The sequence below is a fragment of the Devosia sp. genome (assembly GCF_035944845.1).
Taxonomy (GTDB): domain Bacteria; phylum Pseudomonadota; class Alphaproteobacteria; order Rhizobiales; family Devosiaceae; genus Devosia_A.
Genome location: NZ_DASZAW010000015.1, coordinates 42591 through 65467, shown reverse-complemented (window position 1 = coordinate 65467; position 22877 = coordinate 42591). Strand labels below are relative to the sequence as shown.

Below are 22877 nucleotides of genomic sequence, written 5' to 3'. Positions count from 1 at the left end.
GATTGGTCGGAGGCAACGGATTGGTCAAGGGGTGGGTTCCGGCGACAGGTGCCCAGGGGTGCCGACTGACAGAGACGGCCCCCTCCCGGCCTCCCCCATAAAGGGGGAGGTGACGAGTCGAGGCTCTGTCGTCGATGGTGCCTAGTGAACCGGCAGGGCACCTCCCCCTTTATGGGGGAGGATGGGAGGGGGCCGTCTGTGACGGCAAGCCTCCCCTACTCCGCCGCCGGCAGGCCGCGCTTGACGAAGCCTTCGGGATCGTTGGCGACGCGCTGCATGCGCTCCTCCGCCTCGCTGGCTTCACGCTGGCGGTTCCACATCTGGGCGTAAAGCCCCTGCTTGACCAGCAGGCGATGATGGGTGCCGCGCTCGGCGATCTGGCCGTCGCGCAAGACGATGATCTCGTCGGCGTTGACGACAGTGGAGAGCCGATGGGCGATCACCAGGGTGGTGCGGTTGGCCGACACGACGTCGAGGGCGGACTTGATGTCTTCCTCGGTCTTCGAATCGAGCGCCGAGGTCGCCTCGTCAAGGATGAGGATCGGCGGCCCCTTCAGGATGGTGCGGGCGATGGCGACGCGCTGCTTCTCGCCGCCCGAGAGCTTCAGGCCGCGCTCGCCGACCGGCGTGTCGTAGCCCTTGGGCAGGCTCTCGATGAAATGGCCGATCTGCGCCAGCTCGGCCGCCTTCCTCACCTCTTCGTCGGTCGCATCGGGGCGGCCGTAGCGGATGTTGTAGGCAATGGTGTCGTTGAACAGCACAGTATCCTGCGGGACCATGCCGATGGCCGCACGCAGGCTCTCCTGCGTGACGTCGCGCAGGTCCTGGCCGTCAATGGTGACCTTGCCTTCGATGACATCGTAGAAGCGATAGAGCAGCCGCGAAATGGTCGACTTGCCGGCGCCCGACGGGCCGACGACGGCAATGGTCTTGCCGGCCGGAACCTCGAAGCTGATGCCTTTAAGGATCGGGCGATCGGCGTCGTAGTGGAACTTCACGTCCTCGAACTTCACCACCGGGCCGGTGACATTGAGCGGCGTGGCGCCCGGCTTGTCCTGGATCTCGGGAGCGCGGTCGAGCAGCTTGAACATCTCTTCTATGTCGGTGAGGCCCTGGCGGATTTCGCGATAGACGAAGCCGATGAAGTTGAGCGGCCGATAGATCTGCATCAGGAAGGTGTTGAGCAGCACGAAATCGCCCAGCGTCAGCGTGCGGTTCATCACCCCGAGCACCGCCATGATCAGGATGATCACCGTGCCGGCATAGAAGATCAGGGCCTGGCCGAAATTGAGGAAGCCCAGTGAGGTCCAGATGCGGATCGCGGAGCGCTCATACTTTTCCATCGAGGCATCGAAGCGCTGGGCTTCCATTTTCTCGTTGGCGAAGTACTTCACGGTCTCGAAGTTGAGCAGGCTGTCGATAGCCTTGCCGTTGGCGTCGGTGTCGCTGTCGTTCATGTCGCGACGAATGGCGATGCGCCAGTTCGAAGCCTTGATGGTGAACCACAGGTAGAGCCAGACGGTGGCGACCAGCACGCTGAGGTAGCTGATGCCGAACATGACGATGAAGATGACGCCGGTGATGACGAACTCGACCAGCGTCGGCGCGGTATTGAGCATCGTGAAGCGCACGATGGTTTCGATGCCCTTGGTGCCGCGCTCGATCACGCGGCTCAGGCCACCGGTGCGGCGAGCGAGGTGGAAGCGCAGCGACAGCTTGTGCAGGTGCTCGAAGGTCTGTAGCGCGAGCTTGCGCACCGCATGCTGGCCGACCGAGGCGAACAGCACGTCGCGCAGTTGCTGGAAGCCGGCGTCGATGATGTTGCCGACGCCGAAGGCGACGACCAGCACGATAGGGATGGCGACGCCCATCACGAGCGCCGTATCGGGCGTGCTGCCGTCGAGACTGTCGATGATCCACTTGTAGACGAAAGGGACCAGCGTGGTCGCCACCTTCGACACCAGCAGAGCGCCGATGGCGAGGATGACGCGCCACTTCAGGTCGGGACGGCCCTCGGGCCACATGTAGCCCCAGAGGTTTCGTACAGTGGCAAGCAGGCCACCCTCCTCCGCGCTAACGGTAGGGCGCTTGGTTGCCTCATCGGCGGATGACATCAGGCGAGCTCTTTGACCGGGTGATCGGTTAGGCCGGTGAACAAGCCGGTGCAGGCGACGCCGAAATCGGCGAGGCGATCGGCGCGCAGCGAATAGCAGTTGCGCGTGCCCTTGGGGTGGCGCTCGACCAGGCCGGCATCGAGCAGCACCTTGATGTGCTGGCTGACGGTGGACTGGGCCAGCGACAGGTTCTGCGTGACATCGGTGCAGCAGCAATCGCCCGCACGCTGGGCGGCGAGGATGCGCAGGATGTTGAGCCGGACGGGGTGTCCGAGGGCTCGCATCACATTGGCGATGTCGTCGTCATGCATCGGGTTCATCGTCATTCAGCGATAAAAGATCGGCCTTGCCATGGCAAGGCGAAACCACCTGCCTGACTGGGCAGTTGAACCGGATTCGCGGCAACACGCTGTCATGGAAAGCGTCAGTCGTCGGTGACCAGCGGCAGGTCGAAGATCTGGCCGGGGAAGATGCGCGAGGGGCGGCGGATCAGCTCGCGGTTGGCGTGGAAGATGGTGCGGTAATGGATGCCGTGGCCGTAGTAGCGGCGGGCGATGCTCCACAGCGTGTCGCCACGGCGGATGATGGCCTTGCCGACATTGTAGCGACCCTGATCGGGATCGCCGAACGGCAGCAGGCGGAGGATTGTGACGGGCTGGCCGGAAGGCGGTGCGGGCGGTGGCGGGTCGATATCGAACTCGGCAATCAGCGCCGGCGCGTCGGGCATGGGCAGGACGACGGTCGATGCGTCGTCGCTGCCCTGCCCGATTGTCGGCAATATCGTCGGCTCGAGCGTTGAGGGGGCAAGGATCTCGACGGACGCCGACTCGCCGCGCGGAACCACCGCAGCCAGCGGCGGCAGCGGTTCAGGTTCGACCTTCGGCTCGACAGCGGCAAGTTCAGGCTCGGCGACGACCAGCGCCGGCGCTTCGGCGGGTTCATCAGCAGGGACGGCGGTGACAGCCGCCGGCTCGTTGTCGGCGAGTTCGGAAGGCAAGGTCGCGGGCGGAAGGGCTGGTGACGGCGTGACGGGGATCGGCTGGGGCTGAGGCGCAGGCGCGACGCCGCTGCCGAGATCCGGCGTTTGCTCCTGGGGCTCTTCGGGTGGCGAGCTGCCTTCGGGCAGCTCGATCTCTACTGTGATGGCGGCGACCCCCAGCAGTTTTCCCGTTTCGGGTTCGATTGCTTCGACCCGCAATTCGCTTCGCTGGTTGTCGAGCAGATTACTGCCTTCGACCAGCCAGCGCCCCTCCTCCACCGGGCTTTCGCCGATCAGTTCGTCATCGGCGAAAAGGCGCATCAGCGCACCTGCGGGGCCGGAGCCAGACACGAAGCTCTGCCCGGCATCGAGCTCGATCGCGTCTATGGTGGGGGCGAGGATGACCGGCGCAGCGATTGTCGGGGCTGGCGGCTGCGCGCTCGCCGGTTCGGCATTAGCGACCACGAGGGGCGGCGGCGGGCTGATAACCGGCGATGAAAGCGGATCAGGCTCGTTTGACGTGTCGGATTTCGGCGCAGCTGGCTCGCCCGCCGGTTCGCCGCCGACCTCGATCTCTGGTTCAGGCTGCGGTGCCGCGGGCGGGAGCGCAACTGGCGACGGCTGCGTGCCAGGCGCCGGCGGCTGCGGGTCGGCGACAGGAGCAGCAGCAGGCCGCGCTTCGGATGCGGGATCGGCTTGTTCCGGCTCCGGAGACGCGCTCCAGGTCAGAGCAGTGTCACTAGGCTTTCCGGCCTCAGGCTCGGGCTCGGAAGAAGCAGCAACGACCTCCGGGACGACCGTTCCCGGTTCGGTACCGACAGCCCCCGACACTGGCTCAGGGGCAGCCGCCATTTCGCCCGCGGCAGAAGCCGCTGGCTTCGCGGCGGCGAGAGTGGTTTCGGTGTGGGCCGGAGATCCCGACGGCTCAGCCGCCGGCTCCGACAACGTAGCTGAAACGGAGACGTCGAGCGGTGCGACGACGGCATCGGCTGCCGGCGCCTCAAACGCACCGCCGGAGGCGGCTGGGGTTTGGGTCTCTGCGATAACGACCTGAGGCGCGGGTTCCGGACTATTGGCTGGCGCTGTCTCGGCGACTTGCCCGGGAACACTGCCCGGCAGATCGAACTTGCGATCTGCCATGTCGCGCAGGCAGGTAATGACACCACGCGGATCGGCCGAGCAGGCATTGACTGCCGGCAGACCGATGACGCCGACGACAACAGCCAGCGTCACCCCGGCGGCGCCGAGGGCGAGCAGCAAAGTACGGCGATCGTCGGTCCGGCTCAGCAGGGCCTCCGGGGGAACGTGAGCAACCTGCCCTTACCGTTCCGGCGTCTCAGGCTGCCTCTGATTTCATCAACTTATAGGTAATCGACTCGTAAAGCGCCTCAAATGAGGCGTCGATGATGTTGGGGCTGACGCCGATGGTGTACCAGCGCTCGCCGGTTCCGTCGCGGCTTTCGATCAGCACACGGGTGACCGCGCCCGTGCCGCCGTCGAGAATACGCACCTTGAAGTCGACCAGTTCGAGATCGGCGATGCGGGACGAGAACACCCCCAGGTCCTTGCGCATGGCAAGGTCGAGCGCGTTGACCGGGCCATTGCCTTCGGCCACCGACATCAGCAGGTCGTCGCCGATGCGGATCTTCACCACCGCCTCGGTGACGGTGATCTGCTCGCCGCGGGCGTTGTGGCGACGCTCGACGCTGGCGCGGTAGCTCTCGACATCGAAAAACTCGGGCAATGTGCCGAGCACTTCGTGGGCGAGGACGACGAAGCTCGCATCGGCGCCATCGTATGAATAGCCGCGCGCCTCACGCTCCTTGACCGTACGCAGCAGCCGTTCGAGGCGCGGATCATCTTTGCCAAGCTCGATGCCATGGCGCTTGAGCGCCGCGAGCAGGTTGGATTTGCCGGCCTGCTGGCTGACCATGATGTTGCGCTCGTTGCCGACGCTTTCGGGCGGCACGTGCTCATAGGTGGAGAAATCCTTGGCCAGCGCCGAGGCGTGGATGCCGGCCTTGGTGGCAAAGGCCGAAGTGCCGACATAGGGCGACTGGCGCGCCGGAGCGCGGTTCAGCAGATCGTCGAAGGCACGGGAAATCGAGGTGAGATCGGCGAGCTGCTCGGTGCTGACGCCGATCTCGAAGCGATCGGCGAAACCTGATTTGAGCGCAAGCGTCGGGATGATGGTGACGAGGTTGGCGTTGCCGCAGCGTTCGCCGATGCCGTTGAGCGTGCCCTGGATCTGGCGGACGCCGGCGGAGACGGCGGCCAGCGTATTGGCAACCGCCTGGCCGGTATCGTCATGGGCGTGGATACCCAGGTGATCGCCGGGCACGAGCTTGCTGACCTCGCCGACGATCTGGGCGACCTCTGAGGGCATGGTGCCGCCATTGGTGTCGCACAGCACGATCCAGCGGGCGCCGGCATCGAGCGCCGTGCGGACGAACTGCAGGGCATAACCCGGGTCGGACTTGTAGCCGTCGAAGAAATGCTCGCAATCGACCAGCGCTTCCTTGCCGGCAGCAACGGTGGCCTCGACGGTCTCGCGCAGGCTTTCGAGGTTCTCCTCGAGCGAGATGCCGAGCGCGACCCTCACTTGGTGCGACGAAGACTTACCGACAAAGCAGGCGGCATCGGAGACAGCGTTGAGCGTCGCCTGCACGCCAGGATCGTTGCCGACCGAGCGCCCTGCCCGCTTGGTCATGCCGAAGGCGGTGAAGATGGCGTCGCGGGTGCGGTTCTCGGTGAAAAACTGATCATCGATGACGTTGGCGCCGGGGTAGCCGCCTTCGATGTAGTCGACACCAAGGCGCTCGAGCAGCGCGGTGACCGAGATCTTGTCCTCGAGCGAGAACTCGATACCGGCCGTCTGCGCGCCATCGCGCAGCGTGGTGTCGAAGAGATAGAGGCGTTCCTTGGCTGGGGCAGTCATTGGCGCAGTACTCAGTTACGGGGGGGCCATTCGGCCGTGTCGTGGTCGGGGTGTTGGTGATTGCTGGCGCGAACACGAGCGACGGCCTCGACGCCGTCGCCCTGCTCGGTGGTGCCGATCTGTTCAGCGCCGGGCACCGGCTGAAGACCGGGATGGCGACCTTCCAGACCCATTTCGTAAAGGATGGGGATCAAACTCGGGGTGTCGAACGAGCCGATAGTCATCGAGACATGCGGGCCGCCGAGCGAGCGGTAGTAGAGCGGCGTGCCGCAATTGCTGCAGAAGCCGCGCGCCGCCACATCGGAACTGTTGAACTCGCTCGGCTTGCCGCGCGTCCAGGTCAGATGCTCATGGCGAATGCCGACGAGGTCGATGAAGACGTTGCCGGCAGCCTTCTGGCACATGCGGCAATGGCAGAAATGCGGATTGTCGCGCAGTTCGGTGGCATGCCAGCGGACAGCGCCGCACTGGCAACCGCCCGAATACTCGCGGAAGCGATAGCTGTCGTCACTCACATTCCACCTCCGGCGAACCGATCGGTCGCTTCGATCAGATGATTGAGGATGCCCGGCTGGCTCAGGGCATGCCCCTGCCCTTCGACCATGATGAACTCCGCTTCCGGCCAGGCCTGATGCAGGTCCCAGGCGGTCTGCGGCGGACAGGCGATGTCGTAGCGACCCTGGACGATGACGCCGGGAATGTCGCGGAGCTTGCCGGCATCGCGGATCAACTGGCCCTCATCCATCCAGCCGGCATGAACAAAGTAGTGGTTCTCGATGCGGGCGAAGGCGAGCGCATACTCCTCGCCATAGAAGGCGTCACTCACCTGCGGGTCGGGCAGCAGCGTGATGGTTTCACCCTCCCAGCGCGCCCATTCGCGAGCCGCGCCTAGCCGGATATCGCGATCCGGGCTCGTCAACCGCTGCCGGTAGGCGGCGATCATGTCGCCGCGTTCGGCCGGTGGGATCGGGGCGATGAAGCGTTCCCATTTGTCGGGAAACAGCAGCGACGCGCCGTGCTGATAGTACCAGAGCAGCTCCCAGCGACGCAGCGTGAAGATGCCGCGCAGCACCAGTTCGGTGACCCGTTCGGGATGCTTCTGCGCATAGGCGAGCGCCAGCGAGGAGCCCCAGGAGCCGCCGAACACCAGCCACTGCTCGACGCCCACCATCTGGCGCAGCCGCTCGATGTCGGCGACCAGGTCCCAGGTGGTGTTATGCGCGAGCTCGGCGAAGGGGCGGGATTTGCCGCAGCCGCGCTGATCGAACAGCAGCACGTCGTAGCGCGCCGGGTCGAACACCCGCCGCTGGTTGGGGCTGAGCCCGCCTCCCGGCCCCCCGTGCAGGAAAACAGCAGGCTTGGCTCCTGGCGTGCCGACGCGTTCCCAGTAGACCTGGTGGCCGTCGCCAACATCGAGATGGCCTGAGGAATAGGGCTCGATCTCGGGATAGTAGGTGCGCAGCGTCACGCTGGGAAACCTTGTTTCGGCGGCCATTCGGCCGTGTCGTGGTCGGGGTGCTGGTGGCTGACGAGGTTGGCCATGAACTCGTGCCAGCCGGGCGAGTATTCGGTGCGGATCGGCAACGCCGCGAGGCCATCGAAGAATGGCAGCTTGTCGGCCAGGTTGACCTGGATCACTGGCGCAGCAACGCTCGGGTCGTCGAAGGCGCCGATGGCGATCTCGACCTGCTGGTCGGGAGGTCGGCCGATCTCCTCGTAGGTCAACGGCGTGCCGCAGTCGGCGCAGAAGCCGCGCCTGATCTTGTCGGAGCTCGCAAAGTATTTCGGCGTGCCGCGGGTCCAGGTGACATCGAACGAGGTGATCAGCGGGCCGAAAAACGCCCCGAACGCCTTCTGGCACATGCGGCAATGGCAGATCGAGCCGCGACCGAGCCGGCCGACGGCGAACCGCACCGCGCCGCACTGGCAGCCACCGGTGAACGGTGCCTCACTCGGGGGCATGACACACGGCCTCGATGTTGTGCCCGTCCGGATCGAAAACGAAGGCAGCGTAGTAGGTGGCATGATAATGCGGACGCAGACCCGGCGGGCCATTGTCCTTACCCCCTGCGGCGATCGCCGCGGCATAGAACGCGTCGACGGCGGCCCGATTGGGGGCGCTGAAAGCCAGATGCACCCGGCCGCCGATGAGCTTGCCGCCATCGCCGATCCACAGGAACGGCTGCTCGGAGCCGAGGCCGGCCACGTTTCCCTCCTCGCCCTCGAACTTCATATGCGTCTTGATGCCGAGCGGGGCCAGCGCCTTCTCGTAGAAGGCGAGCGAGGTGAGGTAGTCGGCAGTCGAAATGGCGACGTGATCCAAAGCGCTCATGGGCGCCCTCCCTCCGGGCCGACATAGGCGGCCTCGATGTTGTTTCCGTCAGGGTCGAGTACAAAGGCGGCGTAGTAATCAGGCGAATAATGCGGGCGAAGGCCAGGCGGACCGTTGTCGCGGCCGCCCGCGGCAAGCGCCACGGTATAGAAGGCTTCGACCGCAGCGCGGCTCGAGGCCACAAACGCGACGTGCGTGTCGCCGCCCCGCATGGTCTTGCCCGTGCCGAGCCAAAAGGTCGGGCGATCGACGCCGTACCCGGCGGACTTGACGCCGTCATGCTCGAACTCGGCGAGCAGCTTGATGCCAAGGGCGCCGAGCGCAGCGGTGTAAAAGTCGCGCGAGAGAGTGAAGTCGCTGACTTTGAGGCCGACGTGGTCGATGATGGTCATGGGTGCTCGCCCCGCCCAAACTGCCCCTCACCCGCCTCGCTGCGCGAGGCACCCTCTCCCTCAAGGGGAGAGGGAAGGCTGGGGCCCGATCGTGCCGCATCGCCCCTCTCCCCTTGAGGGAGAGGGTGCCCGAAGGGCGGGTGAGGGGCCGGATGCAGAGCATGCCAGATTGCATCAAGCACACTGGTACGGTTGGTGAAAAGGTCGCTGTTCCAAACGCGGAGCACCTGATACCCGCGCGAAGTCAGCCACGTGTCACGTATCAAGTCACGCTTGTCCTCCGCGTGCTGGCTACCGTCGAGCTCGACGATGAGCATGGCCGACGGGCAGACGAAATCCACAATGAAGCGTCCGATCGGCAGCTGCCGGCGAAACTTGAAGCCGGCGAAGCGCCGATCGCGAAGAAGCTTCCACAACACCGCTTCGGCCTCAGTGGCGTTGGTTCGCATCGATTTTGCGCGCAGGCGCAACGTTGGAGTCAGGCTGGTGCGCCACTCGTCGTGACGGCGGTGGTACTGCCCCTCACCCGCCTCGCTGCGCGAGGCACCCTCTCCCTCAAGGGGAGAGGGAAGGCTGGAGCGTGCATCTCGATCAGTACTCACCTCACGACCTCCCATTTGGTCTGGCGGTGGCCGGCTTCGTCCTTGTAGTCCATCAGCTGGACACCCCGTGTCAGCAATTCAGCCCGGATGGTGTCAGCCTTTGCGAAATCCTTGGCGTTGAGGGCGGCGAGACGGGCGGCGACGGCTTGTTCGACGCCGGCGGGGGCGTCGGCGGCGGCGGCGGTCAGCAGGCCGTCGGTGGTGAAGCCAAGGAACTCCAGTGTCGCCGCGAGGCAGTTGGCGGCCGTTTCAGTACCTCGGTTGGCCTTGCGGGCGACGACATCGAGCGCCACCGCGGCACGGTGGAAGTTGAGGTCGTCGGTGAGCTCGGCAATGACGGACGGCTCAGGTGGCGTGCCCTGCTTCGGCTTACTGGCGCGCTGCCAGTCGCGGAGCTTCTGCTCGGCCTCCTCCAACCGCTTCACCGAGAAATCGATCGGCTCGCGATAATGGGTCATCAGCATGGCGAGGCGCAGCACTTCGCCCGGCCATTTGCGACCACCGAACCTGTCGGTCTCCAGCAGCTCCGAGATGGTGATGAAGTTGCCGAGGCTCTTCGACATCTTCTGGCCTTCGACCTGGAGGAAGCCGTTGTGCAGCCAGTAATTGGCCATGACCGACGTGCCGTGTGCGCAACGCGACTGGGCGATCTCGTTCTCGTGGTGCGGGAAGATCAGGTCGAGCCCGCCGGCATGGATATCGAACACCTGGCCGAGGTAGCGTTCGCTCATCGCCGAGCACTCGATGTGCCAGCCGGGCCGGCCCCGGCCCCACGGACTGTCCCAGCCGGGCTCCTCGGGGCTCGACTGCTTCCAGAGCACGAAGTCGGCCGGATTCTTCTTGTGCGCTTCGACGGCGATGCGGGCTCCGGCGAGATTGTCGTCGAGATTGCGGCCCGAGAGCTTGCCGTAGTCGGGCATGGAACCGACGTCGAACAGCACTTCGCCAGCTGCCTCGTAAGCGTGTCGGCTCCCGATCAGCGAAGTGATCAGCGACTGCATCTCGGGGATGAAGTCGGTGGCGCGCGGCTGGTAGTCCGGCTCCAGCGTGCCCAGCGCCGCGACATCCTTGAAGTACTGATTGGCGGTCTTCTCGGTGACCTTGCGGATCGCCTCGTTGAGCGGCAGACCGGGGTAGTCGCGGACGGCACGGGCGTTGATCTTGTCGTCGACGTCCGTGATGTTCCTGACATAGGTGACGTGGTCGGCGCCGTAGGCGTAGCGCAGCAGCCGGTAAAGCAGATCGAAGACGATCACCGGACGGGCGTTGCCGATATGGGCGTAGTCGTAGACCGTCGGCCCGCACACATACATGCGGACGTTGTTGGGATCGATGGGGACGAAGTCCTCCTTCGCCCGGGTCAGCGTGTTGTGGAGCTTGAGAGTGATGTTGCCCAAAGTCAGAGTTCCTCGCGCACGATCGGTCTTTGATGGTCGCGCTGTCGAGGTGGAAAGTCGGCAATCTCCGCCTTGGCGGGGACAGGCTTTTCCTGACAACGCTCCACGCGCTCGCGGACGGGTTCTTCGGGACTAGAGATCAGAGGATGAAGAAAACCGCGCCGCCAGCAATGCTCAGCGGATAATAATGCAGCCGGTAATGCAGATCACGGTGCCGGTTTTCATGGCGCGCAATCTGACTGCAGCGCCGACAAAAAGCAAGGGGCGCCGAAGCGCCCCTCTATCGATGGGTTACTGTGGTGTTGCGGGAGCCGCAGGATCAGCCGGGGCCGCGGGATCGGCGGGAGCAGCAGCCGGTGGCGCGACCGCCTGCATGGCGGCGGTGACCTCGGGGCTGGCAAAACAGGTGGTGAGGCCTTCGCGGGCCAGATCGGTGACCTTGTCATAGCTGCCATGGGCGGCGTGGAGTTCGTCGGTCCCTTCACCACGGAGGTCGGCGGCGAGGATGTCTACATCCTTCTGCGGCATATCCTTGAAGGCGCCGGCGAGGCAGCCACACAGCGGGGTGAGGATCAGCGAGGCATCGACGCCCTCAGGCACTTCGCCGAGCAGAAAAGTCTGGGCGGCGAGGCAGGTCTCGCTGAACTTGGTGAGATCGGCCGGGCTCTGGGCCTGGGCGGTAGAAGCGAGAGGAACAGCGATCAGGCCGACCAGGGCGGCGAAAGCGATGCGAGCTTGCAAGTTGGTACTCCAGAGACAAGGCGCGATGCAGCGCACCTAAGCACAGAACCTGTGCCTCGCTACTGCACAAATGCAGAAAAGCGCCGCGAACGGCCCTGCTGTCGCCCTATTCGCCGAGACGCATTCATGACGTGGAGGGCCCCGGAACAGGCGGGGCTGCAACCGTCGTGGGTGCGACAACGTGCGTCCCATTGCAGCAACGCTTATGAGGCGTTAACCGGCACCGGTGCTGTGCTATTGCTTGAAAGCGAATCTCGCGCGCTGTCTCGCTTTAGGCGTATTGGCCGACTAACGGAGGGCCACACGATCCGGTTCGAACTGATGACCTGCGCCCACCTACGCGCTTTCGCCCTCCTCACTCGCTTTGCCCTGCTGTTCTTCGTGGCGTGGGCAGGCCTCGTCATCGATGTGTCGACGGCCTATGCGCAGGCCGACAGCTGTGCGCGCCTGCAGGCGACGCTCCGCGCGCTCGACCGGAACTCCGACTTCCAGAACTCCCGCGGTGGTGCACTGAAGCGCCTGCAGCGCGAAGTGCAGCGTTCCGAAAGCGCCTATGTGCGCCAGGGCTGCAACGACGACGCCAAGGCCGGGCGCAGGCTCACGCCCGAGTGCCGGTCGCTGGCGCGCGAAGTGCTGCGCGGCCGCGAGGAAGTGCAGCAACTGTCGCAGAGCGTCAGCACCGGCGAGGCGGTGGCGCAGCAACGCGAGGCGATCCTGCAGGAAATGGCGCGCTTCGATTGCGACGGCCGTTCGCGGGTGCAGGTGCAGCGTGGCGATCGCGGCAACCTGTTCGAGCGGCTGTTCGGCGTGTTCACCGATGGCGACGACGGCGCCGGCGGCATTCGCGGCGAGGAGTTCAACCCGTATGGCGACTACCACACGGTTCGTACGCTCTGTGTGCGCAAGACCGACGGGTTCTGGTGGCCGATCAGCTACTCGACGCTGGTCGACTATGTCGCCAACGACGCACAACAATGCCGCGCCATGTGTCCCGGGCTGGATGTCGACCTCTACTATTACGACAATCCGGGGCAGGAGCCGGAACAGATGATCAACGAGTGGGGGGAGCCCTACTCGTCGCTGCCCAACGCCTTCAAGTTTCGCACCGAGTTCGATACCACCAGCAAGTGTACCTCGACGCAGGACCAGGGCGCGATCACGCTGGCGGAGCTTCCGACGGGCGGCACGCGCGCCATGGTGACATTCCGTGGTGCCACCTTCCCGTTGCCGTTACGCGACGGACGCCGGATTTCGCCCACCGTCGCGGTGACACAGGTTGCCGACGTCACGCAGTTCGTCGACGTGCCATTGCCGCGCCCTCGGCCGGCGGCGCCGGGTGAGGCACCGAAACCGGTTGTGGCCGTGGTGGCGCCTGCCACAGCCAACCAGCCCGAACGGATCGTTCAGTTCGGCGACAAGCGGGTCAGGGTAGTCGGGCCAGACACGCCTTACGCCCCAAGAGTGGCAGAAGGGACTTGAGTTCGGGCCCCTGCTCCCGGCCGGTGACGGCCAGGCGCAACGGGTGAAACAGCGCCCTGCCCTTGCGGCCGGTGGCAGCTTTCAGGGCTTCGGTCCATTTCGACCAGGTGGTCTCGTCCCAGGGTTCGGCGGGCAGCAGTTCGCGGGCTTTGCGCAGAAACTCGCGGTCCTCGTCGGCGACCACCGGCGTGACCGGGCCGGAGACGAGCGTCGCGAGGTCGACGATATCGTAAAACACCGCGAGATTGCCGCGCAGCGCCAGCCAGAGGGGCTCGGAGGCGAGGCCGAGCGTCTCGAGACGAGGTTTCGCCGCTTCGTAAGGCATCTGATGCAGGATGCGGGCGTTCAGGCTTGCAAGCTCGGCCGGATCGAAGCGGGCGGAACCATGCGAGACGGCATCGAGACTGAAGACCTGGCCGAGCACTGCGAGGTCGGCATAGGGCTCGAGCGGCAGGCTGGTGCCGGTGAGCACCGCCGCCATGGCGACCGCCATCGGCTCGAACCCGGCCCCGCGAAGCTCCTCGAGCGAGAGTGATCCGAGGCGCTTTGACAGACCCTCGCCGGCAGCGCCGGTCAGCAAATTATGGTGGGCGAAGGCGGGCACCCTGCCGCCGAGCGCCTCGAAGATTTCGATCTGCGTGCCGGTATTGCTGACGTGATCCTCGCCGCGGATCACATGGGTGATGCCGAGTTCGATATCGTCGACCACCGAGGGCAGCGTGTAGAGATAGGAGCCGTCGGCGCGCACCAGCACCGGATCGGACATCGAAGCGGTATTGACCGTCTGCGGGCCCTTGATCAGGTCGTTGAACTCGACTGGCCGGCCATCGAGTTTGAAGCGCCAATGGGGCTTGCGGCCCTCGGCTTCGTACTTGCCCCGCTGCTCCGGTGAAAGGTGCAGCGCGGCGCGATCGTAAACCGGTGGGCGGCCGAGCAAGCGGGCACGGGCGCGTTTGGCCTCCAGCTCTTCCTCGGTTTCAAAAGCCGGATAAAGGCGGCCAGCGGCGATCAGCTTGTCGCGGGCTGCGTCATAGATCGCGGTGCGGTCGGATTGGCGAACCTTGAGATCGGGCGTGATGCCGAGCCAGTTGAGGTCGGTGTGAATGCCTTCGGCGTAGGCTTCGGTGGAGCGGGCGGTATCGGTATCGTCGAGGCGCAGGATGTAGCGGCCACCAGTGGATTTGGCGAACAGCCAGTTCATCAGCGCCGGACGGGCATTGCCAAGGTGCAGCTTGCCGGTGGGCGATGGGGCGTAGCGGACGGTGGTCATAGGGCAGCGCTTTCGGCAATCGGCAGTCGGCAATCGTCAATCGCAACAGCAGCAAGCTCGACGGCCGACTGCCGATTGCCGACTGCCGGAGCGTATGCTCGACGGCTCATTCCAACCCCTTCGAATCCAGCCGCCCGATCGGTTCGGCGATCAGGTTCTCGTCGCGATAACCGTTGGTGATCGGGTAGCGGCGGCCCAGCCCAAAGGCCTTGCGGGAGATCTTCACGCCAGGAGCGGACTGACGGCGCTTGTACTCGGCGATGTTGAGCAGCTTCTCGATGCGTTTGACCAGCGCCCGATCGAAACGCCCTTCGCCGCGCTGCACGACCTCGGCGATGCTGAGTTCGAGCTCGACCAGGCCGACGAGAATTTCGTCGAGGATCGGGTATGGCGGCAGCGAGTCCTGGTCGGTCTGGTTGGGACGAAGTTCCGCCGAAGGCGCTTTGTCGATGATGTTCTGCGTAATCACCAGCCCATCGGGACCGAGGCAATCAGCCGGGCGATGCTTGTTGCGCCAGTCGGCCAGCTCATAGACGCGCATCTTCAGCATGTCCTTGATCGGATTGAAGCCGCCGTTCATGTCGCCATAGATGGTGGCGTAGCCGACTGCCATCTCCGACTTGTTGCCGGTGGTGAGGAGGAGCGAACCAAGCTTGTTGGAGACGGCCATCAGGTAGACGCCGCGCATGCGCGACTGGATGTTTTCCTCGGTCAGATCCTGCGGGCGGTTGCCGAAGACCGGCTGCAGCTCGCTGAGCGCGGCTTCGACCGGATCGCCGATCGAGACGACGTCGTAGCGGACGCCAAGCCGCTCGGCGCAGTCGCGGGCATCGGCGAGGCTTTCGTCGGAGGTGTAGCGATAGGGCAGCATCAGGCAGTGGACGTTCTCGGCGCCGATGGCATCGACCGCCATGGCAGCGACGATGGCGCTGTCGATGCCGCCGGAAAGACCGAGCACCACCGACTTGAAGCCGTTCTTTCTGACGTAATCGCGCAAGCCCAGCACGCAGGCGCGCCACGGCGCCTCATCGACGCTCGACAGTGGGGTGACGTGCGGGTCGGTACAGCGCCAGCCGTCGGGCGTGCGGGACCAGTTCGATATCAGGATCTCGGGCTCGAAGCTTTTGGCCTGCACCACGAGGCGCCCACCGGGCTCGATGCCGAAGCTGGCCCCGTCATAAACCAGTTCGTCCTGGCCGCCGACCTGGTTGAGATAGAGCAGCGGCACGTTGTCTTCGGCGACGCGGTCGGTGACCAGCTTGTAGCGGGTGGCCTGCTTGTTGCGCCAATAAGGCGAGCCGTTGGGGCAGAGCAGGATGCGCGCCCCGTGATCGACGAGATGGGCACAGACTTCCGGGTGCCAGATGTCCTCGCAGATCGGAATGCCGACCGAGACGCCCTTGATGGTCACCGGCTCCTGCAGGTCGGCGCGTTCGAAGTAGCGCTTCTCGTAAAAGATGTCGTCGTTGGGCAGCTCGCGCTTGTAGCGCCGGGCGGTGATGGCGCCGGCTTCGCAAACCACCACCGCGTTGAACAGCCTGCCCCCCTCGCGCCAGAGGGTCGGCATGATGGCGGTGACCGAGGTGCCGGCGGTGGCGCGAGCGAAATCCTCGGCGGCGGCCATCGCGTCGGCGATGAAGCGCGGCTTGAACAGGAGGTCGTCGGGGAAGTAGCCGGTGAGGAACAGTTCGGAGAACAGCAGCACATCGGCGCCCTGCCCGGCCGCGTCGGCGAGCGTCGCTTTGGCCAGCGCCAGATTTTGCGCGATGGCGCCGACCGTCGGATTGAGCTGCGCGAGGGCGATACGGAGACGATCGGTCACGTGGGAAATCCGAGCCGTTGGAAAACGCGGCAAGACTTATCCGCTCACCCCGGTCGGGGCAAGCGGACAGCCGGTCATGCAGGATCTGAGATCAGAACCGGTAGGTCAGCTCGGCGAGCAGGCCATAGCGGAACAGCTGGAAGGGGTTTTCGGTCTGGATGTAGTCGTCGAGCTCCAGGGTGGGCGCCGAGTAAAGCGGATCAGCCGGGATCGTGTCCGCTGGATCGTCGGAATCGGGGTCGTCGACTTCGGGCTGGATCTGCGGTGCCGTCACCAGAGCGCCCGTATAGGTTGCGTCGTAGGTGCCCTGCACGTACCAGGCACGGCCGCCAAGCCGCAGCGTGATGTTCTCGGTCGGATGGAAGCCAGCCATCAGCTCTGCCATGCCGCCGTAGCCCCAGCCGGTGATTTCGGTTGCCGAGGCCTTGAAGAACAGTGGAGCGCAGGCGTCCGGCGCGGGAACCGGACATCCGAGGTACGGTCCAAGCGTGCCGTCACTGCTTCCGGCGTGGCCGCCCAGGACGCCGTTGATGGTGGCAAACGGCACAGCAGCGACTTCGGCGCTGATGTCGAAGAAGTCGCTGACTTCCGCCTTGCCGCTCAGACCCAGGCGCAACATGTGCAACTCGAGCTTGTCATCGACGCTGTCGCCGGGGAGCGACCAGATGCCGGTGTCCTCGTTGTAGGCGATGTCGCCATCGCTGGTCGCCGTGGTGTAATTGGCACGCGACGTACGAGGAGAGTTGTTCCAGTAATTATAGCCAACGAAGACGCCGGCACCGGTCCCCTGACCATCGCTGAAGGCGTTCCAGCCGAAATCCGCACCGCCATAGCCGATCTGGCCGTCGGTCACCGGTGCGCTGGAATAGGGATCGGTGAACTCGCCGTTGATGGCCGCGGAATAACCGACCCAGCCCTTGGCGTAGGTACTGGTGGAATCTTCCTCGACCCGGATATGGGCTTCGACCGAATGCGCGTTGTCCGACTCCGAAAACGTCTCGCCACCCAGTTCGAAATTCTGGCTGCCCCACGAATACCAGTAGCGCAGGCCGGTCTCGATGTGGATGCCGTCGCTCTCGTCGCCCATCTCGGTCCAGTCCTTGGGCTCGGTCGAGTAGGCGCCGCGATAGACTTCTTCAGGCGACCAATCGTCACCCCAATCGGCGGCCAAGGCCGGGCTGCCGACAGCGGCGGCGAGAACGGCGAGACTGGTGGCCAGACGGATGGACATGGGATGCTCCGCAACAAACGCGTACGTGAGCTATTCATGCCCGGTTAGGGTTAATGTTCCGCTAAATGGACTGGCAAACTGCAACGCACCTGGCGACAGGCCGGCGCGAATCTACAATTTGATAAGCATTGTCGCGTTTTCCACCGCTACAGGGGAGCCATGCAGAACTCGCCTGCAACCTTCACCGCGGCAATCGAGTTGGGACCAGCAAGACACGGAACTGATCTGGAATACGAGTATGAGTTGCAAGATCCTTGTGGTGGAAGACGAGATCTTCGTCGCCGCCGAGTTTGAAAACCTGCTGTACGACCTGGGCCACGAGCCGGTGGGTATCGCATCGGACAGTCGCCAGGCCATGGCGCTGGCGGACGAAGCCGAGTTGGCCTTTGTCGATCTCAACCTGGTGGATGGTCCGACCGGCATAGACGTTGGACGCAACCTCGCCGCTCGCGGCGTCACCGTCGTCTATATGACGGCGAACCCGGCGCAGCTGGGCGATGGCGTGCCGGGGACGATCGGGGTGATCCCCAAGCCGGTCGACAACACGGAACTGCGCCAGGCCGTCGAGTTTGCCATTTCGGTGCGCAAACAGGCGCAGCCCAAAGCTCAGCCGCCACAGCGGCTCAGACTGTTTGGCTCATTCGGGTCGCAGCCGGCGCTGGCTTGAGCTCGGCGCTGCGGCGGAGCGACGCCAGTGGAATGCTGATATCGACCTCGAGACCCTGTTCGCCGTAGCGCCGCTCCAGCTTGCCGCGCAACTGCCCTTCGACACTCAGAGAAATCAGCCGCGACCCGAACCCGACCGCGCCAGGCCGCGGTGCGGGACCGCCGCGTTCGCGCCAGTGCAGCCGATAGTCATCGCCGACGATCTCGCTGCTGAGTTCCACCCTGCCATCGCCGTGCGACAGCGCTCCATACTTCGCGGCGTTGGTGGCCAGCTCATGGAAAAGCAGGGCCAGCGGGGTTGCGGCCCCATCGTCAATGCCGGCGTCGACGCCATTGAAGTGCACGCGCTCGATGTCGCCGTCGCGGTATGGCTGCAGCAGGTCGCTGATCAGGGCCTGCAGCGATGACGGGTTCGAGCGCGGCGACGATTCACGCGAGTGCGGCCGGACGAAATCATGGGCGCGCCCGAGCGCCAGGATGCGCCCGCGCAGCCCGTCGGCAAAGTCCTTGGCCTCGGGATGGGTGCGAGCGTTCAGGCTGACAATGCCGCCAATGACGGCAAAGATGTTCTTGATGCGATGGCTCAGTTCCTGCGCGATGACCTCGCGCTCCTCCTGCGCCAGGCGCTGCTCGTGGATATCGGTGCAGGTGCCGAACCACCGGGTGATACGGCCGCCGCTGTCACGGATCGGCAAGGCCTGACCCAGCACCCAGCGATAGGCGCCGCTATGGTGCTTCAGCCGGTATTCGATGCGGTAGGGGTCGCCGGTGGCGAGCGAGTGGCGCCAGACGGTCCAGGCGCGATGCTGATCATCGGGGTGGAACATGCCGTTCCAGCCCTCGCCATCGGTCGAGCCGGACGGCACGCCGGTGAACTCGTACCAGCGGGCGTTGTAGTAATCGTGATAGCCATCCGGCAAGGTCGACCACACCATCTGAGGCATGGTGTCGGCGAGGGTGCGGAAGCGCATCTCGCTCTCGGCCAGTTGCTCGGCGATGCGGCGCTCGTCGGTAACGTCGACCACGATACCCGGCAGGCGGACTGCCCTGCCGTTGGTGTCGGTGGTGACCCGCCCGGAGGCAACCACCCAGCGCTCGGGCCTACCGTCGCGTGCCGACAGGCGATACTCGAAGCGCACCGGGCCGGGTTGCTTCAGGCTGTCACCGATCTCGGAGATGACCCGTTGCCGGTCATCGGGATGAATGCCGGCGAGGAAAGTCTCGATCGGCAAACCGACGGCGGCTGCCCCTGGGGTGACAGAATAGAGGGCCGCAAAGCGATCGTCGGCGGTAACGACGTTCTCGAGGATGTTCCAGTCCCAGGTGCCGACCATGCCGGAGGCGCTGAGCGCCAGATCCAGCTTCTCGCGGCTTTCCTCCAGTGCCCGCTCGGCGAGGACGCTGATCGTGGTTTCCTGGACGATCGCCAGCACGGCGAGGCCACTGCCGTCGTCATCGAGTACCGGGGAGTAGTCGAGATCCAACCAGACGTTCTCGGGCACGCCGTTGCGGCTGAAAACGAACGGCTGACTGTTGAACGTCAGGGATTCGCCGCCCAGCACGCGCCGCATGATGTCGCGGTTGAAATCGGCAACTTCGGGCCAGCTGTCGAACACGGAGCTGCCGAAGGCCCCAGGATGCCGACCGCCGGCGATCGGCGCATAGGCGGCGTTGTAGAGCATGATGCCGCGTGGGCCGATCAGCAGTGCCATCGGCGCGGCGGCCGTCATGATCAGCCGCGCGGCGGAGCGGAGCGCTATCGGCCAGCCGACGATCGCGCCGAGTTCAGTCGCGGCCCAGTCGAAATTGTTGGCCAGCAACATGACCGGGTCACGGTCCAACCTGGCCTTGGTCGCGGCATCGGCCCGCGGAAAAAACGAACGTGGCATCGATCACCGAGGCTGGCGCCCTTGGCGCGTGGGAATCCGTCCCGCGCACGCGGAGCTGTAGGCCCAGTAACGCAGCCGACTGGCAGTTAGTTCACTCGGCCGCCGCAATTCTTTCCGAACGAGCCGGACGCTGCAGCCGCAACTCCTCGGCGACGAGGAAGGCCAGTTCCAGCGCCTGGCTGGCATTGAGCCGGGGGTCGCAATAGGTGTGATAGCGATCCTGCAGGCCGGCTTCGGTGATCGCGGCGACGCCGCCACCGGTGCATTCGGTCACATCGTCGCCGGTCATCTCGATGTGGATGCCGCCGGCATAGGTGCCCATGGTGCGGTGGATGTCGAAGAAGCTCTTCACTTCGCCCAGCACCCGCTCGAACGGCCGCGTCTTGTAGCCGTTCGAGGCTTTGACGGTGTTGCCGTGCATCGGGTCTGAGCACCAGACCACGACCTTGCCCTCGGCCTTTACGGCTTCGATGAGACGCGGCAGGTGGTCGGCAATCTTGTCCGAGCCGAAGCGGCCGATTAGGGTGATGCGGCCGGCCTCGTTGGTGGGATTCAGCTTGTCGATGATGCGCAGCAGGTCATCGGCGACGAGGCTCGGGCCACACTTGACGCCAACCGGGTTGCGGATACCGGAGAAGTACTCGACATGCGCCGCATCGACCTGACGGGTGCGATCGCCGATCCACAGCATGTGACCAGAGGTGGCGTAGTAGTCGCCAGTGATCGAGTCCCGGCGGGTCAGCGCCTCCTCGAAGCCGAGCAGCAACGCCTCGTGCGAGGTGTAGAACTTGGTCTCGCGAAGCGACGGAGTGTTGTCCGGAGTTAGGCCGAGGGCGCGCATGAAGTCGATGGCGTCGTCGATCTTCTGGGCCAGTTCCTCGAAGCGCGGATAGGCGGTCGAGTCCTTCATGAAGCCCATCGTCCACTCGTGGACGCGGGTCAGATCGGCATAGCCGCCCGAGGCGAAGGCACGCAGCAGGTTGAGCGTAGCAGCCGATTGACGGTAAGCGAGCAGCAGACGCTCCGGATCGGGTACGCGGGCGGCCTCGGTGAAGCCGATGTCGTTGATGATGTCGCCGCGATAGCTCGGCAGCGTCACGCCATCGATGGTCTCGGTGTCGGACGAACGCGGCTTGGCGAACTGGCCAGCGATGCGGCCGACCTTTACCACGGGCTTGGACGCGCCATGGGTCAGCACCACTGCCATCTGCAGGAAAACGCGGAAGAAATCGCGGATATGGTCGGCACCATGCTCGGCGAAGCTCTCGGCGCAGTCGCCGCCTTGCAGCAGGAACGCCCTGCCCTGGGCGACTTCGGCCAGCTGATGCTTCAGCTCACGCGCCTCGCCGGCGAATACCAGCGGCGGGAACTTGCGCAGTTGCGCCTCGGCTGCCTCCAGCTTCGCCGGATCCGGATAAACCGGCACCTGCGAAATCGGCTTCTGTCTCCAGCTCTGCGGCGTCCAAGTCGTCGGCATCACGCGTGTCTCCCAGTCGGCGGGCGGAATAGCAGGGGAATGCGGCGGTGTGAAGCCGCCGCCCGCTACTGCTTTTGGCCGTCGCGGTAGACGTAGCTCGGCTTCTTGAAGGTCACGAGCTCTTCGGCGGCGGTGGGGTGCATGGCCATGGCGCGGTCGAAATCGGCCTTGGTCGCCTTCATGCCCATGGGGATGGCAGCGATCTGAATGATCTCGGCAGCGCCGGGGCCGAGAATGTGGACGCCAAGCACCTCACCGCCGTCCGCCTTGGTAATGAGCTTCATCATCATGCGGTCGGACTTCAGCGACAGCGTGTTGATCATCGGCCGGAAGCGGGTGACGTAGACGTCGATGTCGCCATGGGTGGCAGCGTCATGCTCGGCAAGCCCGACGGTGCCGACCTCGGGCTCGGCGAACACCGCTTCGCCGATCAGCGAGTGATCGACTGCAGTTGGCTTGTCGCCGAACACGGTATCGGCAAAGGCATGCCCCTCGCGGATGGCGACCGGGGTCAGCTGGGCGCGGTTGGTGACGTCACCGACGGCATAGATCGATGGCACGTTGGAACGCGAGTAGGCATCGACCATCACCGCGCCGTCCGAGGCCAGTTCGACCCCCGCGGCCTCGAGCCCGAGCCCGGCAGTGTTGGGCGCGCGACCGGTGGCGAACATTACCGCACCAAACGGCGCATCGACACCGTCGGAGAAACTCACCGTGATGTCCTCGCCGGTCTGGCGCAGGGCGAGCACGTTGGTCTGATGGATGATCCTGACGCCCCGGGCCTCCAGCCCCGCCTCGAGCCCGACCCTCAGATCTTCATCGAAACCGCGCAGCAGCCGGTCGCCACGGTAGACGATGGTGGTATGGACGCCGAGCCCCGAAAAGATCGTTGCGAACTCCGCCGAAATGAAGCCGCCACCCTCGATGAGGATGGAGTGCGGCAGTTGTTCGAGATGGAAAGCCTCGTTCGAGGTGATGCCCAGTTCCTTGCCCGGGATATCCGGGATGAATGGATGCGCCCCGGTGGCGATCAGAATGGTCCCCGCCGTCAGCTCACGGCCCGACTTCTGCAGCCTGACGCTGTTGGGGCCGGTGACGGTAGCGCGGTCGCGGATGATCTCGGCGCCGGGCTTTTCGAGCCCGGCGACATAGGCTGCCTCGAGCCGGGCGATCTCCTTGTCCTTGTTGGCAACAAGCGTCGCCCAGTCGAAGCTCGGGGCACCAACATTCCAGCCAAAGCTGGGGGCGATCTCGAACAGGTCCTTGTATCGCGAGGCGTAGACGAACAGCTTTTTGGGGACGCAACCGCGGATCACGCAGGTGCCGCCGACGCGGTACTCCTCGATGATGGCGACCCTGGCGCCATAGGTCGCGGCGATCCGCGCCGCCCGCACGCCGCCCGAACCGGCGCCGATCACCACGAGATCGTAACTGTCGCTCATTGCCTACCTCGAAACCAAGGGGTCGCGCGGTGGCTGGGCCTCCATCGCCTACCCCAGACGTGAAAAGGCCCCGCGCTCTGGCGGGGCCTTCAATCAGATAGGGTGC

The 22877-nt window shown here is 65.1% G+C and carries 20 protein-coding genes; 2 read left to right on the top strand and 18 right to left on the bottom strand.

Features of this window, described 5'->3' with window-relative positions; translation table 11 throughout:
• Window positions 1–215: 215 nt before the first annotated feature.
• The 12 genes from VGV07_RS02660 to VGV07_RS02605 all read right to left on the bottom strand — a co-directional run bounded on the left by VGV07_RS02660 (window position 216) and on the right by VGV07_RS02605 (window position 11495).
• Window positions 216–2114, bottom strand: coding sequence for an ABC transporter ATP-binding protein/permease (locus VGV07_RS02660; protein ID WP_326867139.1), 1899 nt, complete (start codon window positions 2112–2114; stop codon window positions 216–218).
• Entirely contained in the window at window positions 2114–2425 is a 312-nt protein-coding gene (locus VGV07_RS02655) for a metalloregulator ArsR/SmtB family transcription factor (RefSeq protein ID WP_326867138.1), read from the bottom strand. Before VGV07_RS02655 ends, VGV07_RS02660 begins: the two co-directional genes overlap by 1 nt.
• 113 nt (window positions 2426–2538) lie before the next feature.
• Window positions 2539–4353, bottom strand: coding sequence for a LysM peptidoglycan-binding domain-containing protein (locus tag VGV07_RS02650; RefSeq protein ID WP_326867137.1), 1815 nt, complete (start codon window positions 4351–4353; stop codon window positions 2539–2541).
• 76 nt (window positions 4354–4429) lie between these two features.
• Window positions 4430–6031 (bottom strand): citramalate synthase, encoded by a 1602-nt coding sequence (gene cimA, locus VGV07_RS02645; RefSeq protein WP_326867136.1) that lies wholly within the window; start codon window positions 6029–6031, stop codon window positions 4430–4432.
• A gap of 11 nt (window positions 6032–6042) precedes the next feature.
• Complete coding sequence (locus VGV07_RS02640) at window positions 6043–6546, bottom strand: GFA family protein (protein WP_326867135.1); 504 nt, start codon at window positions 6544–6546, stop codon at window positions 6043–6045.
• The gene (pip, locus tag VGV07_RS02635) at window positions 6543–7526 is read right to left on the bottom strand and encodes a prolyl aminopeptidase (protein ID WP_326867134.1); all 984 of its coding nucleotides are present in this window, start codon (window positions 7524–7526) and stop codon (window positions 6543–6545) included. Before pip ends, VGV07_RS02640 begins: the two co-directional genes overlap by 4 nt.
• The gene (locus tag VGV07_RS02630; RefSeq protein WP_326867133.1) at window positions 7496–7993 is read right to left on the bottom strand and encodes a GFA family protein; all 498 of its coding nucleotides are present in this window, start codon (window positions 7991–7993) and stop codon (window positions 7496–7498) included. Before VGV07_RS02630 ends, pip begins: the two co-directional genes overlap by 31 nt.
• On the bottom strand, window positions 7980–8363 hold the full coding sequence (locus tag VGV07_RS02625) for a VOC family protein (protein ID WP_326867132.1): 384 nt from the start codon (window positions 8361–8363) through the stop codon (window positions 7980–7982). Before VGV07_RS02625 ends, VGV07_RS02630 begins: the two co-directional genes overlap by 14 nt.
• Window positions 8360–8749: a VOC family protein gene (locus tag VGV07_RS02620; RefSeq protein ID WP_326867146.1), complete on the bottom strand. Its 390-nt coding sequence runs from the start codon at window positions 8747–8749 to the stop codon at window positions 8360–8362. The genes VGV07_RS02625 and VGV07_RS02620 overlap by 4 nt, the downstream gene beginning before the upstream one ends.
• 2 nt (window positions 8750–8751) lie before the next feature.
• On the bottom strand, window positions 8752–9357 hold the full coding sequence (locus VGV07_RS02615; RefSeq protein ID WP_326867131.1) for an endonuclease domain-containing protein: 606 nt from the start codon (window positions 9355–9357) through the stop codon (window positions 8752–8754).
• Window positions 9354–10754, bottom strand: a complete 1401-nt coding sequence (gene cysS / locus VGV07_RS02610) for a cysteine--tRNA ligase (protein WP_326867130.1) — start codon at window positions 10752–10754, stop codon at window positions 9354–9356. The genes VGV07_RS02615 and cysS overlap by 4 nt, the downstream gene beginning before the upstream one ends.
• A 291-nt stretch (window positions 10755–11045) precedes the next feature.
• Entirely contained in the window at window positions 11046–11495 is a 450-nt protein-coding gene (locus VGV07_RS02605; protein WP_326867129.1) for a hypothetical protein, read from the bottom strand.
• Between the two features lie 321 nt (window positions 11496–11816).
• Between VGV07_RS02605 and VGV07_RS02600 the strand changes: the two genes are divergently transcribed.
• Window positions 11817–12974 (top strand): DUF2865 domain-containing protein, encoded by a 1158-nt coding sequence (locus VGV07_RS02600; RefSeq protein ID WP_326867128.1) that lies wholly within the window; start codon window positions 11817–11819, stop codon window positions 12972–12974.
• Here the strand turns inward: VGV07_RS02600 and gltX are convergent.
• From gltX to VGV07_RS02585, 3 genes are all read right to left on the bottom strand, one after another.
• The gene (gene gltX, locus VGV07_RS02595) at window positions 12919–14244 is read right to left on the bottom strand and encodes a glutamate--tRNA ligase (protein WP_326867127.1); all 1326 of its coding nucleotides are present in this window, start codon (window positions 14242–14244) and stop codon (window positions 12919–12921) included. The two genes, VGV07_RS02600 and gltX, sit on opposite strands and share 56 nt — an antisense overlap.
• A gap of 106 nt (window positions 14245–14350) precedes the next feature.
• The gene (locus tag VGV07_RS02590; protein WP_326867145.1) at window positions 14351–16075 is read right to left on the bottom strand and encodes an NAD+ synthase; all 1725 of its coding nucleotides are present in this window, start codon (window positions 16073–16075) and stop codon (window positions 14351–14353) included.
• A gap of 82 nt (window positions 16076–16157) precedes the next feature.
• Complete coding sequence (locus VGV07_RS02585; RefSeq protein ID WP_326867126.1) at window positions 16158–17297, bottom strand: hypothetical protein; 1140 nt, start codon at window positions 17295–17297, stop codon at window positions 16158–16160.
• A 238-nt stretch (window positions 17298–17535) separates the two neighbouring features.
• Between VGV07_RS02585 and VGV07_RS02580 the strand changes: the two genes are divergently transcribed.
• Entirely contained in the window at window positions 17536–17964 is a 429-nt protein-coding gene (locus tag VGV07_RS02580; protein WP_326867125.1) for a response regulator, read from the top strand.
• On the opposite strand, the gene VGV07_RS02575 is transcribed toward VGV07_RS02580, so the two are convergent.
• The 3 genes from VGV07_RS02575 to gorA form a co-directional block, all read right to left on the bottom strand.
• Window positions 17921–19852, bottom strand: a complete 1932-nt coding sequence (locus VGV07_RS02575) for a PAS domain-containing sensor histidine kinase (protein WP_326867124.1) — start codon at window positions 19850–19852, stop codon at window positions 17921–17923. The genes VGV07_RS02580 and VGV07_RS02575 overlap by 44 nt on opposite strands.
• 91 nt (window positions 19853–19943) lie before the next feature.
• Window positions 19944–21329 carry a class II 3-deoxy-7-phosphoheptulonate synthase gene (locus VGV07_RS02570; RefSeq protein WP_326867123.1) on the bottom strand — a complete coding sequence of 462 codons (1386 nt, stop codon included), beginning with the start codon at window positions 21327–21329 and terminating at the stop codon, window positions 19944–19946.
• Between the two features lie 65 nt (window positions 21330–21394).
• On the bottom strand, window positions 21395–22771 hold the full coding sequence (gene gorA, locus VGV07_RS02565) for a glutathione-disulfide reductase (protein WP_326867122.1): 1377 nt from the start codon (window positions 22769–22771) through the stop codon (window positions 21395–21397).
• Window positions 22772–22877 lie beyond the last annotated feature (106 nt).

What these genes read in the sequence shown, in the direction of transcription:
- gltX (WP_326867127.1), bottom strand. Translation starts at nt 14,244, where the DNA reads ATGACCACCGTCCGCTACGCCCCATCGCCCACCGGCAAGCTGCACCTT.
- VGV07_RS02630 (WP_326867133.1), bottom strand. Translation starts at nt 7,993, where the DNA reads ATGCCCCCGAGTGAGGCACCGTTCACCGGTGGCTGCCAGTGCGGCGCG.
- VGV07_RS02570 (WP_326867123.1), bottom strand. Translation starts at nt 21,329, where the DNA reads ATGCCGACGACTTGGACGCCGCAGAGCTGGAGACAGAAGCCGATTTCG.
- VGV07_RS02575 (WP_326867124.1), bottom strand. Translation starts at nt 19,852, where the DNA reads ATGCCACGTTCGTTTTTTCCGCGGGCCGATGCCGCGACCAAGGCCAGG.
- VGV07_RS02580 (WP_326867125.1), top strand. Translation starts at nt 17,536, where the DNA reads ATGAGTTGCAAGATCCTTGTGGTGGAAGACGAGATCTTCGTCGCCGCC.
- pip (WP_326867134.1), bottom strand. Translation starts at nt 7,526, where the DNA reads ATGGCCGCCGAAACAAGGTTTCCCAGCGTGACGCTGCGCACCTACTAT.
- VGV07_RS02625 (WP_326867132.1), bottom strand. Translation starts at nt 8,363, where the DNA reads ATGAGCGCTTTGGATCACGTCGCCATTTCGACTGCCGACTACCTCACC.
- cimA (WP_326867136.1), bottom strand. Translation starts at nt 6,031, where the DNA reads ATGACTGCCCCAGCCAAGGAACGCCTCTATCTCTTCGACACCACGCTG.
- VGV07_RS02655 (WP_326867138.1), bottom strand. Translation starts at nt 2,425, where the DNA reads ATGCATGACGACGACATCGCCAATGTGATGCGAGCCCTCGGACACCCC.
- VGV07_RS02600 (WP_326867128.1), top strand. Translation starts at nt 11,817, where the DNA reads ATGACCTGCGCCCACCTACGCGCTTTCGCCCTCCTCACTCGCTTTGCC.
- gorA (WP_326867122.1), bottom strand. Translation starts at nt 22,771, where the DNA reads ATGAGCGACAGTTACGATCTCGTGGTGATCGGCGCCGGTTCGGGCGGC.
- VGV07_RS02660 (WP_326867139.1), bottom strand. Translation starts at nt 2,114, where the DNA reads ATGTCATCCGCCGATGAGGCAACCAAGCGCCCTACCGTTAGCGCGGAG.
- VGV07_RS02585 (WP_326867126.1), bottom strand. Translation starts at nt 17,297, where the DNA reads ATGTCCATCCGTCTGGCCACCAGTCTCGCCGTTCTCGCCGCCGCTGTC.